The sequence below is a fragment of the Micromonospora sp. NPDC047467 genome (assembly GCF_040643095.1).
In the GTDB taxonomy this organism is placed as follows: Bacteria; Actinomycetota; Actinomycetes; order Mycobacteriales; family Micromonosporaceae; genus Micromonospora.
Genome location: NZ_JBEYTO010000005.1, coordinates 204,642 through 218,344, shown reverse-complemented (window position 1 = coordinate 218,344; position 13,703 = coordinate 204,642). Strand labels below are relative to the sequence as shown.

Annotated in this window: 14 protein-coding genes; 8 read left to right on the top strand and 6 right to left on the bottom strand. The window is 72.2% G+C overall.

Annotated elements, in window-relative coordinates; translation table 11 throughout:
- Positions 1-32 precede the first annotated feature (32 nt).
- Positions 33-647, top strand: a complete 615-nt coding sequence (locus ABZ780_RS16465; RefSeq protein WP_357486530.1) for a DUF1349 domain-containing protein — start codon at positions 33-35, stop codon at positions 645-647.
- Between the two features lie 84 nt (positions 648-731).
- Positions 732-1,403, top strand: a complete 672-nt coding sequence (locus ABZ780_RS16460; RefSeq protein WP_357007630.1) for a DedA family protein — start codon at positions 732-734, stop codon at positions 1,401-1,403.
- A gap of 47 nt (positions 1,404-1,450) precedes the next feature.
- Here the strand turns inward: ABZ780_RS16460 and ABZ780_RS16455 are convergent, their stop codons facing one another.
- From ABZ780_RS16455 to ABZ780_RS16445, 3 genes are all read right to left on the bottom strand, one after another.
- On the bottom strand, positions 1,451-2,839 hold the full coding sequence (locus ABZ780_RS16455; protein ID WP_357486528.1) for a cellulose binding domain-containing protein: 1,389 nt from the start codon (positions 2,837-2,839) through the stop codon (positions 1,451-1,453).
- A gap of 128 nt (positions 2,840-2,967) precedes the next feature.
- Entirely contained in the window at positions 2,968-3,711 is a 744-nt protein-coding gene (gene yidC / locus ABZ780_RS16450; RefSeq protein WP_357486526.1) for a membrane protein insertase YidC, read from the bottom strand.
- Between the two features lie 100 nt (positions 3,712-3,811).
- Positions 3,812-4,105, bottom strand: a complete 294-nt coding sequence (locus ABZ780_RS16445) for a DUF6412 domain-containing protein (protein WP_357486525.1) — start codon at positions 4,103-4,105, stop codon at positions 3,812-3,814.
- A gap of 161 nt (positions 4,106-4,266) precedes the next feature.
- Here ABZ780_RS16445 and ABZ780_RS16440 point away from each other — a divergent pair, with 161 nt between their 5' ends.
- The 3 genes from ABZ780_RS16440 to ABZ780_RS16430 all read left to right on the top strand — a co-directional run bounded on the left by ABZ780_RS16440 (position 4,267) and on the right by ABZ780_RS16430 (position 7,860).
- Entirely contained in the window at positions 4,267-5,403 is a 1,137-nt protein-coding gene (locus tag ABZ780_RS16440) for a glutamate--cysteine ligase (RefSeq protein ID WP_357486523.1), read from the top strand.
- A 21-nt stretch (positions 5,404-5,424) separates the two neighbouring features.
- On the top strand, positions 5,425-6,804 hold the full coding sequence (locus tag ABZ780_RS16435; protein ID WP_357486522.1) for an FAD-dependent oxidoreductase: 1,380 nt from the start codon (positions 5,425-5,427) through the stop codon (positions 6,802-6,804).
- Between the two features lie 72 nt (positions 6,805-6,876).
- On the top strand, positions 6,877-7,860 hold the full coding sequence (locus ABZ780_RS16430; protein WP_357008215.1) for a LacI family DNA-binding transcriptional regulator: 984 nt from the start codon (positions 6,877-6,879) through the stop codon (positions 7,858-7,860).
- A gap of 438 nt (positions 7,861-8,298) precedes the next feature.
- On the opposite strand, the gene ABZ780_RS16425 is transcribed toward ABZ780_RS16430, so the two are convergent.
- Positions 8,299-9,252, bottom strand: a complete 954-nt coding sequence (locus tag ABZ780_RS16425) for a carbohydrate kinase (protein ID WP_357007616.1) — start codon at positions 9,250-9,252, stop codon at positions 8,299-8,301.
- Positions 9,249-10,514, bottom strand: coding sequence for an AGE family epimerase/isomerase (locus tag ABZ780_RS16420; RefSeq protein WP_357486520.1), 1,266 nt, complete (start codon positions 10,512-10,514; stop codon positions 9,249-9,251). The genes ABZ780_RS16425 and ABZ780_RS16420 overlap by 4 nt, the downstream gene beginning before the upstream one ends.
- A 352-nt stretch (positions 10,515-10,866) precedes the next feature.
- On the opposite strand from ABZ780_RS16420, the gene ABZ780_RS16415 reads away from it, so the two are divergent.
- The 3 genes from ABZ780_RS16415 to ABZ780_RS16405 all read left to right on the top strand — a co-directional run bounded on the left by ABZ780_RS16415 (position 10,867) and on the right by ABZ780_RS16405 (position 12,787).
- Complete coding sequence (locus tag ABZ780_RS16415) at positions 10,867-11,214, top strand: hypothetical protein (RefSeq protein ID WP_357007611.1); 348 nt, start codon at positions 10,867-10,869, stop codon at positions 11,212-11,214.
- A 62-nt stretch (positions 11,215-11,276) separates the two neighbouring features.
- On the top strand, positions 11,277-11,879 hold the full coding sequence (locus tag ABZ780_RS16410; protein ID WP_357007609.1) for a YdeI/OmpD-associated family protein: 603 nt from the start codon (positions 11,277-11,279) through the stop codon (positions 11,877-11,879).
- Positions 11,880-11,908: 29 nt separating this feature from the next.
- Positions 11,909-12,787, top strand: coding sequence for an aminoglycoside phosphotransferase family protein (locus tag ABZ780_RS16405; protein ID WP_357486519.1), 879 nt, complete (start codon positions 11,909-11,911; stop codon positions 12,785-12,787).
- A 92-nt stretch (positions 12,788-12,879) separates the two neighbouring features.
- On the opposite strand, the gene ABZ780_RS16400 is transcribed toward ABZ780_RS16405, so the two are convergent.
- On the bottom strand, positions 12,880-13,689 hold the full coding sequence (locus ABZ780_RS16400; RefSeq protein WP_357486518.1) for a DNA-formamidopyrimidine glycosylase family protein: 810 nt from the start codon (positions 13,687-13,689) through the stop codon (positions 12,880-12,882).
- Between the last annotated feature and the right edge of the window lie 14 nt (positions 13,690-13,703).

Genomic DNA, 13,703 nt, shown 5'->3' with positions numbered 1-13,703 from the left:
TCGCCGCAAACCCGACCGGTACCGTTCCCGTCATGGAGTTCGACCTCGTACCGCCGAGTGAACCGCTGGACTGGGCCCGGGGCGCCTGGCTGCACCCGCCCGTGCGCGTCGAGCACTCCCCGGCCGGGGAACTGGTGGTCGAGCCGGCGGCGGAGAGTGACCTCTGGCGGCGGACCAGCTACGGCTTCGTACACGACGACGCCCCGGCCCTGCTCGCGCCGCTGCCGGTCGGCAGCGCCATGGAGGTGAGCTTCGCCCTCGACCTGCACGAGCAGTTCGACCAGGCCGGCGCGCTGGTGTGGGTGGACGAGCGCACCTGGACCAAGGCCGGCGTCGAGATGAGCGACGGCGACCTGCAACTCGGCGCGGTGGTGACGCGGGAGTTCTCCGACTGGTCGGTGGCGCCGGTGCCGCAGTGGGCGGGCCGGGAGGTCACGATCCGGGTCAGTCGGGCCGGCGACGCGCTGACCGTCCGCGCCCGGGTGGACGACGAGCCGTGGCGGCTGGTTCGGCTGACGCCGCTGGACCCGGCGGCGCAGGTCACGGCCGGTCCATTCTGCTGCGCGCCGTCGCGGGCCGGGCTCACCGTGCGGTTCAGCGGCTGGCGGCAGGGGCCGGCCGACACGACGCTGCACCCGGAGGACTAACGGCCGGACGCAGCCGGGTGGTGTGCGTCGCGCGCCGATGGGTATGAGGATCTGATCCCCGTTGCCGCCACGGAAGGACGACCAATGGCGTACGCCCAGGCTGGCGACCCGTCCCAGTTCACCGGGCTGACCGGCTGGGTGGCCACGGTGATCGAGGGGACGGGTCCGCTCGGCGTGGCCCTGCTGGTGGCCCTGGAGAGCATCATTCCGCCCATCCCCAGCGAGATCGTGCTGGCGATGGCCGGCTTCCTGGCCCACGAGGGCCAGTTCAACGTCTTCCTCGTGGTGCTGGCCGCGACTGTCGGTTCACTGGTGGGCGCGCTGGTGCTCTACTGGTTGGGCGCGGCACTGGGCGAGGAGCGGCTCAAGCGGTGGCTGGATCACATCCCGCTGGTGGACCGCGACGACCTGGAGAAGGCCGACCGCTGGTTCGAGCGGCACGGCCGGTGGGCGGTGCTGATCGGCCGGGTGGTGCCGGTGGTCCGCAGCCTGGTCTCCGTTCCGGCCGGGGCCAACCGGATGCCGCTGGGCGAGTTCATCCTGCTCACCACGATCGGCAGCGGCGTGTGGAACGGCCTCATCGTCGGCGCCGGATACCTGCTGGGCAGCCGCTGGCAGGACGTCGAGCGGTACAGCGACTGGTTCAACTACGCCATCGTCGCGGTCTTCGTCGTCATGCTGGCGAGTTGGGTGGTCCGTAAGCTCCGCCGCCGCCGGGAGCGCGACGACCGGCGGTCGGTGACCGCCGGTCGCTGATCCGCGTCCCGTTCAGCCCGGCGGAGCGCCGGGCGGGTTGCGACGACTCAGGGCAGGGTGTCCAGGTGCGGGGCCACCGTGCGGGCGAAGCCGTTGCCGTTGCTGACGTCCCAGTTCACCGACCAGGTCATCGCGCCCCGGATGCCGGGATAGGTGCGCGGCGGCCGGAAGCTGCCGCAGTTGGTGCCCCGGGCCAGGCAGTCCAACGCGGCGTTGACCACGCTGGGCGCGACGATGCCGCCACCGGCCGCACCCGGGCCGGCGGGCAGGCCGAGACCGACCTGGTCGGGGCGCAGCCCGGCCTCCAGTTGGATGCAGGCCAGCGCGACGATGAAGTTCACCGTGCCCTGGGAGTACGCGGCGTTCTGGTCGCAGCCGAGCATCGCCCCGGAGTTGTAGAACTGGGTGTTGACCACGGTGAGGATGTCCTTGATGTCCAGGGCCAGCTTGAAGTAGCCGCCGGCCGGGGACTGCATGTCGATGGTCTGTGGGGCCATCGCGATGATCAGGCTGGCACCGACTTTGGCCCGGAGCGCTCGCAGCGCCTGCGCCATGTACGTCGGGTTGAGCCCGTTCTCCAGGTCGATGTCGATGCCGTCGAAGCCGTATCGGGCGATCAGTGCGGCGGCGGTGTCAGCGAACACGGTGGCCGACGCCGCGTCGTTGACCGTGACCCGGCCGACCTCGCCGCCGACGGAGAGAATCACGTGCTGACCGCGGCTGCGCAGCGTACGCACGTCGGCGGTGAAGTCCGCATCGGTGTAGCCGCCCAGCGCCGCGGAGAGCCCGGGGTCGACGCCGAAGGTGAGCGCGCCCGGTGTGGCGGTGGCCTCGGCGAAGGCGACCGCGACCAGGTCGTACTGGATCGGGACGTCGCGCAGTCGCAACTCGACGGCGGGGTTGTCGAAGTTGTGCCAGTAGCCGGTGAGCAGGTGCTTCGGCAACCCTCCGGTGGGCGGCGGCGTGGTCGGGGGTGCCGTGGTGGGGGGCGGCGTGGTCGGGGGTGCCGTGGTCGGGGGCGGGGTGGTCGGTGGGGTGCCGCCGCCGCACGGTGCGCCGTTGAGCTGGCAGCCGGTCGGCGAGCCGGAGCCGCTGGCCAGGAAGCCGAAGGAGACCGACGCGCCCGGAGCGATACTGCCGTTCCAGGAACGGTTGGTGAAGGTGTGCCGCTGGCCGGCGGAGGTGAGCAACGCGTCCCAGTAGCTGCCCAGGGTGGTGCCGGACGGCAGGTCGAAGACGAGGCTCCAACCGTTGATGGTCGAGCCGCCGCCGTTGGTGATGGTGTACTTCCCCTCCCAGCCGGCACCCCACTCGGCGGTCTTGACGAAGCTGGCGGTGGCTCCGGCGGCGAACGCGGGCAGCGCGACCCAGGCCGCCCCGAGCGTCGCGGCGAGTGCGGTGACCAGGGACAGGACAAGGGATCTGGCAGGCTTCATGCGGCCCTCCACGCCCGATTGGGCATCCATGGATGTCAACGTAGGCGCTAATTATTAAGACAGTTAACTGTTCCTGTCCAGAGGGCACGGTGTGAGGGCCCCCGCCCGAAGCAGGGGCCCTCACGCTCCTACGCGGTCTGCGGTGCCGTTGCCTGCGGGCGCCGGAGCACCACCTGCTCCAGCGCCGACCAGGCAGTCGTGGTCAACAGGTAGATCACCGCGGCGAGCGGCAGCACCAGCGCCACCAGCACGGTCGCGAACGGCAGCAGGGGCAGCAGCCGGCCGAGCGTGGCGGCGCCCGGCCCCTCCGTGGGCGTACCGGCCACCGTCCCGACCGCCGCCGACGCCCGGCGCGCACGCCGCGACGACCACCAGGCCAGCACGAGCAGCAGGACCAGCAGGACGGCGAAGAGCGGGCCGGCCGCCCCGGTCAACCCGTCGCTGATGTGGTGGCCCAGCGGCACCCCGGCCAGCCGCTCGTCCAGCAGGCCGGTGCCGCCCTCGCTGGTGCTGAAGAGCCGGTACAGGACCAGCAGGAACGGTGCCTGGAGCAGCAGCGGCAGGCAGCCCGCGACCGGGTTGGCGCCGGCCGACCGGTACAGCGCGAACACCTCACCCTGAAGCTTCGCCGGGTCGTTCGCGTACCGCCGCTGAAGGTCGCGGACCTGCGGGGCGAGCGCCGCGCGGCGCCGCTCCCCGCGGACCTGCGCCACGGTCAGCGGTGAGATCAGTAACCGCACGGCGATGGTGAACAGGACGATGGCGGCGGCGGTCGCCATGCCGCCGGCCAGCGGTTCGAGCAGATCGGTGAGCCAGGACAGCGCCGCGCCGGCCGCGCCGACGACGTTGTGCAGTGGTGCGAAGGCGAGCATGGGAAACCCCTCGGTCCGATTCCGGTGGGGTCCTCCCCCGGCGGCGTCCGCCGGGCGAAAGGACCGGTGACGGCGGGATCGGCCGCGTGGCGGTGTGGCGCTACGCGGCCGAGGGGTGCCCGGGTGCGCGGGGGCGGGGTCGCCCGGCGGCGTCCGGGTCGATCTGACGGGGCATCCGGCGGCCACGGGATCGGGCTCGCAGCCCGGCCCAACGGCGTGCGAAGCCCGGCCCACCGGAGGCGCCGGGCACCCGCGCCGCGAGCAGCGCGGTGAGCAGCACCAGTGCGGTCAGCGCGGCGCCCGCCAGCAGGTCGGTCGGGCGGTCCGCGAGCAGGGTGAGCTGGGTGAACGCGGACATCCACGCCACCCAGAGGAACCCCAGCGGTACCGGCACGGGCTCAGCATAGGACCCGGTGTCACACCAGCCGGCCAAACCGCGACGAGCGCTCGCAGGCACGCCGTTTGCCACGTTTCCCGGCATCGCCACTGCGGGTAACCAACCGACTGACCGACGCGGACCGACCGCGAACGGCTGGAACGGACGGTGGTGTCGCGATGACGGGCCAGGTGACGGAGGCGCCCAGCGGGACGACCGCGGGGACCGAGTTGCTCACCGTGGGTGTCGAGGAGGAGTTCCTGCTCGTCGACCCGCACACCGGGGCCGCGGTACCCGCCGTCGACCTGGTGCTGGAGCAGGTGCCGGCGGAGTTGCGCGGGCAGGTGGAGCGGGAGTTCCAGACCAGCCAGATCGAGATCGGCAGCCCACCTGGCCTGGAGCTGTCCTCGATCCGGCACTCCCTCGGCGTGCTGCGCAACGCGCTCGCCGACGCCGCCGAGCGGGCAGGCGTACGGCTGTTGGCCATCGGCACCGGGCCGGTGGACGGGCCGGTGCCGCCGGTGGTGGACAAGCCGCGCTTCGACCGGATGATCGAGCGGTTCCGGCTGCTCGTTCCCGGCCCGGGTAACAACGGCATGCACGTGCACGTGGGCGTCCCCGACCCGGAGACCGGTGTGCAGGTGCTCAACCACGTCCGGCCGTGGCTGCCGATGCTGCACGCGATCACCACCAACTCCCCGTTCGCCCGGGGCGAGGACACCGGCTACGCCAGTTGGCGTTCGGTGGAGTGGGAGCGCTGGCCGTCGGTGGCGCCGACACCCTGGCTGGAGTCGCACGAGCACTACCAGCGGCTGATCCGCCAGTTGATCTCCAGCGGGGTGATGCTCGACGAGGGGATGCTCTACTGGTACGCCCGGCTGTCGGCGAAGTACCCCACCGTGGAGCTGCGGATCGGCGACGTCTGCCCGTCGGTGGACGACGCGGTGCTGGTCGCCGCGCTGGTCCGCGCTCTGGTGGCGACCGCCATGGCCGACGTCGACGCCGGCCGCCCGGCCCTGCAGACCGATCATCACCTGCTCGTCGGCGCGCACTGGCGGGCCGCCCACGACGGCCTGGAGGGCCAGGGCGTCGACGTGACCACCGGGGAGCTGCGCCCGGCCTGGGAGCTGCTGGACCGGTTCGTGGAGCGCATGCGGCCGGCGCTGGAGCAGCACGGCGACTGGGACGAGGTGACCGACCTGCTGGGCGGACTGCGCCGGCACGGCACCGGCGCGGCCCGGCAGCGCGCCGTGTTCGCCCGCACCGGACGGCTCGTCGACGTGGTGCAGGACGTCGCACGGCAGACTCGCGGCTGATCAGCGTGACAGGATGAACCCGTGGCGCAACGTTTGATCGTCATTGGCGGGGACGCTGCCGGCATGTCGGCGGCGTCCCAGGCCCGACGCCGCCGGGACCGCACCGACCTGGAGATCGTGGTCTTCGAGCGGGGGCACTTCACGTCCTACTCGGCGTGCGGCATCCCGTACTGGATCAGCGGTCAGGTGCCCGGCCCGGAGCAGCTCATCGCCCGGACCCCGGAGACGTTCCGCTCGAAGTTCGCCATGGACGTGCGGATGCGCCACGAGGTGACCGCCATCGACCTGGAACGCCGCGAGGTGGTCGCACGGGACCTGGAGGGCGGCGGCGAGGTCCGCGAACACTTCGACGAGCTCATGTACACCGCCGGCGCCGTGCCGGTGAAGCCGCCGTGGGCGCAGACCGACGCGGGTGGCGTGTTCGGCATGCAGACCCTCGACGACGGTGCTGCGCTGCGCGACTGGCTGGACGGTACGCCGCAGCCGCGCCGGGCCGTGGTGGTCGGCGGCGGGTACATCGGCGTCGAGATGGCCGAGGCGCTCATCCAGCGCGGCCTCTCCGTCACCCTGGTCGAGGCGTCCGACCAGGCCATGTCGACCGTGGACGGCGACATGGCCGAGCTGGTCGTCGAGGCGATGCGCGGCCTGGGCGTCACGATCCGCACCGGCCTGAAGGTGACCGGCCTGGAGCAGCAGGACGGCCGGGTGTCCGCGGTGGTCACCGCCGAGGGGCCGATTCCGACCGACGTCGTGGTCCTGGGCCTTGGTGTACGCCCGAACGCCGCGCTCGCCGAGGCTGCCGGGATGCCCATCGGCCCGACCGGCGGGATCCGGGTGGACCGCCGCATGCGGGTGCCGGGGCTACCCGGGATCTGGGCGGCCGGCGACTGCGTGGAGACACTGCACCGGGTCAGCGGAATGCCCGTGCACGTGCCGCTGGGCACGCACGCCAACAAGCAGGGCCGGGTGGCCGGAATCAACATCGGCGGCGGGTACGCCACCTTCACCGGCGTGATCGGCACGGCGGTGACGAAGGTCTGCGACCTGGAGGTGGGCCGGACCGGCCTGCGTGAACGGGACGCGACCGAAGCCGGCTTCGACTTCATCTCGGTGATCGCCGAGTCGACCAGCCGCGCGGGCTACTATCCCGGCGCCCGACCGATGACCGTCAAGCTGATCGCCGAGCGGCCCAGCGGCCGACTGCTCGGCGCGCAGATCGTCGGCTGGTCCGAGGCGGCCAAACGGATCGACACGCTGGCCGTGGCGCTGTGGAACGGCATGACGGTGGATGACATGACGGCACTGGACCTGGGCTACGCTCCGCCGTACGCGCCGGTCTGGGATCCGGTGTTGATCGCCGCCCGAAAGGCGGTCGACGCGCTCGCCGCCGTCGACCGCTGACCCGCGCCCGCCGTGGAGGACCACCCCGTGACCCAGACCCCGACCCGGCCGACCGCGCGCCGCCGCCCGACGATGGTCGACGTCGCCCGGCACGCCGGGGTCAGCCTGAAGACGGTCTCCCGGGTCGTCAACGACGAGCCGGTGGGTCAGGAGCTGCTCGGGCGGGTGCTGGCCGCCATCACCGAGCTGGGTTTCCGACGCAACGACATCGCCCGCAACCTGCGCTCCCGGCAGCTCAACGCCACCGTCGGGCTGCTCATCGAGGAGATCGCCAACCCGTTCTACGCCACCATCGCCAGCGTCGCCGCCGAGATCGCCGCCGCGCACGGCACCATGTTGATCACCGCCTCGTCCGAGGAGGATCCGGAGCGGGAACGCGCCGTACTCCAGGATTTCACCCAGCGCCGGGTCGACGGGCTGCTGGTGGTGCCCGCCGGCCCCGACCATTCGTTCCTGCGCCGCGAGGTCGAGTTGGGCATGCCGGTGGTCTTCCTGGACCGGCCCCCGCAGGGGCTGCTCGCCGACGCCGTCCTGTTGGACAACCGTGGTGGCGGCCGGGCCGGGGTCGGCGCGCTGCTCGACGAGGGGCACCGGCGGGTGGCTCTCCTGCTCGGCGCGCCCAGCGTGTCCACCATGCGTGAGCGGCTGACCGGCGCACGGGCGGCGCTGGCCGACGCCGGCGTCGAACCGGACGAGTCGCTGATCCGCGACCGGCTGATCGCGCCGGAGGACGCCGCCCGCGCGGTCGCCACGCTGCTCGACCTTCCGGACCCGCCCACCGCGTTCTTCTGCGGCAACAACCGGCTCACCGTCGGCGCGCTTCAGGAGCTGCACCGGCGGGGTAACGACGCGGCGCTGGTCGGCTTCGACGACTTCGAGCTGGCCCACCTGATGCCCCGGCCGCTGACCGTCGTCGCCTACGACACCCGCGAGTTGGCCCGGGTCGCCACCGAGCGGCTGTTCCAACGGATCGCCGGCGACGACTCCCCGCCGTCGACGACCGTACTCCCCACCCGCCTACTGCGCCGCGGCCTGACCCCGCCGACCGCCGCCTGACCGTCCCGCACGGGCCGCCGCACGGGCCGCACGGGCGTTGATCGACTCCAGATCGCCGATGTTGCGGTATCCCCCAAAGGAGACACCGCAACATCGCCGACCTCGTGTTGATCAATCGGGAGCACCGCGCCTCACGCCACCACGACGTGCCGCCGCACGGGCCGCACGGGCGTTGATCGACTCCAGATCGCCGATGTTGCGGTATCCCATCAAGGAGACACCGCAACATCACCGACCTCGTGTTGATCAGGCGGGAGCACCGCGCCTCAGGCCACCGCGACCGCCAACCCCACCGCGCCGACCGCGCCCGAGGACCGGGCCCGCCACAGGACCGGGCCAGCCACAAGACCGGGCCACCCGAAGACCAGGCCAACCGAAGACCAGGCCGACCGAGCGCCGGGCCGCCCCGAAGACCCGGGCGGGCCGGCGCGGGTGGGCTCAGGTCGCGGGGTGGAGCAGTGCCTCGACCTCGGCACGGCGGGGCGGGTCGGCGCCACGGCGGGCGCAGGTCAGCGCGGCCACCGTCGCCGCCTGCCGGAGTACGGCGTTCCACTGCGGCTCGGTCACTGCGGCGAGCCGGTCGGCCGGCCGGTCACCGAGCGCGTCGAGGTCGGCCAGCGCGGCCAGCAGGCCGCCGGTGAACGAGTCGCCGGCACCGACGGTGTCGACCACGACGGTGCGTACCGCTGGTTCCTCGTGCAGTGATCCGTCCGGGGCGAGCAGCCAGGCGCCGTCCCCTCCTCGGGTCACCACCGCGCAGGACACCCCGGCCTCGCGCCATTCGGCCATCACGTCGGCCACCGACCGGTCCGGGTGGAGCCAGGCCAGGTCCTCGTCGCTGGCCTTGACGACGTGGGCGAGGCTCACCTGCCGGCGTACTCTCGCCTGCTCCGCCGCCCGGTCCGTGACGATGCTCGGGCGGAGGTTGAGGTCGATCGAGATGGTGAGCGCGTCCCGCTGACGCTCGCGGGCGAGCAGATCCTCCAGGACCTGCGCGCCGGGTGCCAGCGCGAGCGCGAGCGACCCGGTGTGCAGGGCGGTCGCCGACGACCCGGTCAGGTCGGGCAGTTCCTGCGGGGTCCACTGCCAGTCGGCCGCTCCGGCCAGCCGGAACTCGTAGCTGGCCTGGCCGGTGGCGTTCAGGGTGGCGACCGCGACCGAGGTGGGCTGTTCGGCGCGGACCGCCCAACCCAGGTCCACCCGGTTGGCGCTCAGGTGCTCGGTGAGCTGCCGGCCGTACTCGTCGGTGCCGATCCGGGCCAGCAGTCGTGCCGGCTGGTCGAGCCGGGCCAGGGTGACCGCGACGTTCGCCGGCGAGCCACCCGGCACCGCCCGCTGCCCGTCGGCGGTGACCACCAGGTCGATGAGGGCTTCGCCCGCCACCACGATCATGCGGTCACCTCGCCCGGGGTGAGCGGGCCGGGGCCGCCGAGCCCGTCGGCGGAACGGGACAACAGCACTGCCTGGTACGCGTGATAGACGTCCGGCCGGCCGTGCCACACCGTGTCCGAGGGCAGGTTCTGCGTGTCCAGCTCGTGCCGCCACCCGGTGCCGTCGATCAGGTTGCGGCGGGCGTACGCCCAGAAGACCTGGTACCAGTCGGCGTAGACGGCGTCCCCGGTGCGCCGGTGCAGGGTGACCGCCGCGCCGATGGCCTCGGCCAGCACCCAGTGCATCCGGGAGCGGACCACGGGCCGGTCGTCCCAGTCGATCGTGTAGACGAAGCCGTCGGCACCGTCGACCGCCCAGCCGCGTCGCACGGAGGCGGCGAACAGGGCACGGGCGTCGGCGAGCAGCCAGCGGGGCGGCTGCGGCAGGACGGCCTCCAGCTCCAGCAACAGCCGGGCCCACTCCAGCCAGTGCCCGATCGTCGAGCCGTACGGCCGGAACTGGTCGGCGGGCTGGTCCCGGTTGTAGTCGGGTAGCGGCGTCCAGTCGGCGGTGAAGTGTTCGGGCAGCCGCCAGTCGTGTCGGGCGGCCTCGCCGTGCACCAGGTGGGTGGCGATCCGCAGGGCGCGATCGGCCCAGCTCGCGTCGCCGGTGGCGGCGCTCGCGGCGAGGAACGCCTCGACCATGTGCATGCTGCTGTTCGCGCCCCGGTAGTCCTCGGTGACGGTCCAGTCCCGGTTCCACGATTCGCGGACCGCGCCGGCGTCGTCGTCCCAGAACCGGTCCCGCACCACGGCGAGCGCGTCGTTGAGCAGCTCGTCCGCGCCGGGCCGTCCGGCTCGGGCCGCGCCGGACGCGGCGAGCAGCACGAAGGCGTGGTCGTACCCGGCCTTGCGCTCGTTGGTCGGCTCGCCCTGCTGGTCCACGGCAGCGAACCAGCCGCCGTACCGGTCGTCGCGCAGAAGCGTGCGCAGCGCCGCCACGCCGTGGTCGACCAGGGCGGCGGCGTCCGGGTCACCGTTGCGGTGGGCGAGCGCGGCGACGTGGGTCATCCGGCAGGTGATCCACGTGAACAACGGTTCGTCGCGGTCGGGGGTGCGCTCGTCGGTCAGCCACCAGAAACCGCCCTCGGGGCGGAGGGCTCGGCGGGCCGTGTCGAGCAGCGTGCGGGTCTGGTCGGCGAGGAACACGTCGAGGTCGGGCAGATCTGGTGACCCTGGCGGGGCAGGGGCCGATTCGGCTTCGGATCGGGGCACGTCGGTCATCTCAGCTGCTCACCGCCGGGTAGGGAAGGGGCATACGGCCAGGATCGGCGGACGAACCGGGTTCGCGCCGGAAAACGACCCATGACATCGGGTACGCGAGGGGAGAACATGCATCATTTCCCCCTTTTGTCCGTTGACATCGTTGTCACCGCTCAACCCTGCTCCGGCAGCCGGCGACTGTCAATTCCGGTTACGTCACACCGAACCGCGAGCGACGTCAGCGACGTCCGATCGCACATTTGATTGACACGGAAACTATCTTGATGGATCGTTGCATCGATACGCATCGCTCCGGTCCAGCGCCGAACCGGGCGTCGGTCCCTTCCTCGAACGCCGTCCCGGAAGGACACGCATGCGAACATTCACCCACCGAATCGCCGCAGGTCTCGCCGTCGCCCTGATCACCACGTTGACCGCGACGCTACCGGCAGCGCCCGCAGCCGCTGGCGAGCCCTTCCAGAGCCCCGACAAGGGCCTGGTCTTCTACTCGAGCTACCCGACCGAAGTGGCCGGCAGGCAGGCCGCACCCGACGGCGTCTGCCGTCAGATCCCGGCCGACGCGACCTGGCTGCTCGCCTGGAGCGGCGGCTTCCGCAGCGTCCCCGGCTACCGGACCCCCGACTGCAGCGGCCAGGCATCCGAGCTCAACAACTTCCACAGCTGGCCGAAGGGCCGCTACCTCACCTACAGGGCCAGCTGACCAGGGTTCTCGGTGGTCGTTCGGGGACGACCACCGACGGACCGGAGCGATAGCCTTCCGTCATGGCGAGCGAACTGGATGAGTTGATCGTCGTCGACGGCGACGCGCTGCGGGCGTGGTTGTCGGTCAACCACGACACGTCGCCCGGTGTCTGGCTCGCCCTGACCAAAAAGGGCGGCACGGTCACGACGCTGACCTGGCAGCATGCGGTCGACGAGGCCCTCTGTTTCGGCTGGATCGACGGGCAGGCCCGTAAGCGGGATCAGGAAACCTCCTGGATCCGGTTGACCCCGCGCACGCGCCGCAGTTCCTGGTCACAACGCAACGTCGCCCACGTGGCCCGGCTGGAGGAGCAGGGGCGAATGCTGCCCCCGGGCCGCGCTGCGGTCGAGGCCGCGAAGGCGGACGGCCGATGGGCGGCCGCCTACGCCCCGCCGTCGGAAGCCGAGGTGCCGCCTGACCTTCTCGCCGCCATCGCCGCCAACCCCGCCGCTCAGGCCATGCTCGACGTCCTCACCAAGACCAACCGGTTCGCCCTCATCCACCGGCTCAATGCCGTCAAACGGGCAGAGACCCGCGAGCGGAAGATCGGCGAGTTCGTCGCCATGCTGGCCCGTCACGAGACGATCTACCCGCAGAAGGCCAAGCCTCCGAGCACGCCGTGACGGGTGCGGTGAAGCCCGAGGATGGCCGGATGGATCTGCCCGAGGGGCTTGACTGGGTACGCGGATCATCAGCCGGCCGCGTCTGGCTGGCCACACTCCCGACCTGGCTGGCGGAGTGCGCCGAGCGGTGGTCACTACGGCTCGGACAACCCTTCGAGTACGCGTACGCCTCCCTCGCGGTCCCCGCCGACCTGCCGGATGGCACGGCCGCGGTGCTGAAACTCCAGTACCCGGACGAGGAGAGCCGGCACGAGGCCGACGCACTGGATCACTGGGACGGCGAGGGCGCGATCCGGCTGCTCGCCCACGACCCGGAACGACGCGCCCTGCTGGTGGAGCGCTGCCGACCCGGCACCGCCCTGCACGAACTGCCCATGGATCGGGCGCTGGACGTGACGGTCGACCTGCTGCCTCGACTCTGGCGACCGGCCGGGGAGCCGTTCACCACGCTGGCCGAGGAGGCCGCCGGCTGGATCGACCGGATGCCGGGCAACTGGGAACGGACCGGCCGGCCGTACCAGCGACGGCTGCTCGACGCCGCCCTCGACCTGCTCGGCGGGCTGGTGTCGAGCCAGGGCGAGCAGGTGCTGGTCAACCAGGACCTGCACGCCGGCAACGTACTCGCCGCCGACCGCGAACCCTGGCTGGTGATCGACCCGAAGCCGCTCACCGGCGAGCGGGAATTCTCGGTGGTGCCGATGGTGCGTGGCCGGGAGTTGGGTCACTCACCGACGGCCGTCCAGCACCGGCTCGACCGGCTCAGCGGCGAGCTGGGGCTGGACCGGGAGCGGGTCCGGGCCTGGACGATCGGCCACACGCTGGCGTGGAGCATCGCCGACGACGCCGTCTTTCCACACCAGATCGAGGTGGTCCACTGGCTGCTCGACGGCACCCGACCCCGGGCATGATCGTGCTCGATCCAGGATTTAGTGGTCTGCCGCGCTCTGGGAGGCCACTAAATCCTTGTTCAAGCACGATCAAGCGCGCGGCACGCCGGGGTTCAGCCGGGCTGGCAGGTACGGCACCAGTAGAGGTTGCGACCGGCCAGCTCACCGCGGCTGACGTCGGTGCCGCAGATGTGGCAGGGCGCGCCGGGGCGGCGGTAGACGTACACCTCGCCACCGTGCCGGTCCACCCGGGCTGGCCGGCCCATCGCCTCCGGCAGGTGCGCGTCGCGCACGGTGTCGATCCGGCCGTGCTCGACCGCGAGCCGCATCAGCGCGACCAGGTCGCCCCAGAGCGCGTTCCAGCCGGCGCGGGTCAGTTGCCGGCCCGGCATCGTCGGCGGCAACCCGGCCCGGAACAGCGCCTCGGTCACGAAGATCAACCCAGTGCCGGCCACCACCGACTGGTCCAGCAGCAACGCGGCCAGCGGCGTCGGGCTGCGGGAGATCCGGGCGTACGCCCGCTCGGGGTCGGCATCGACCCGCAGCGGATCTGGCCCGAGACGGCCTCGCAGCGCGGCGACCTCGGGCGGGGTGAACAGTTCGCAGGCGGTGGGCCCGCGCAGATCCAGCCAGTGACGGTCGCTTGCCAGTCGCAGCCGCAGCTGGCCGACGGGCTCGGGTGGCTCCCCCGACCCGTCGGTGAACTTTCCGTACAGCCCGAGGTGCACGTGCAGGATCAACTCGCCGGCGTAGTGGTGCAGCAGGTGCTTGCCGTACGCCTCGGTGCCCTCCAGCACGCTGCCGGAGAGCCGGGCGGCGCCCTCGGCGAAGCGGCCCTGCGGGCTGGAAGCGTGCAGCTTGTCCCCGGCGAACAGCTCGGCGTGCCGGGCCGCCAGGCGATGAATCGTGTGTCCCTCTGGCACGAGGGCCAAGGATA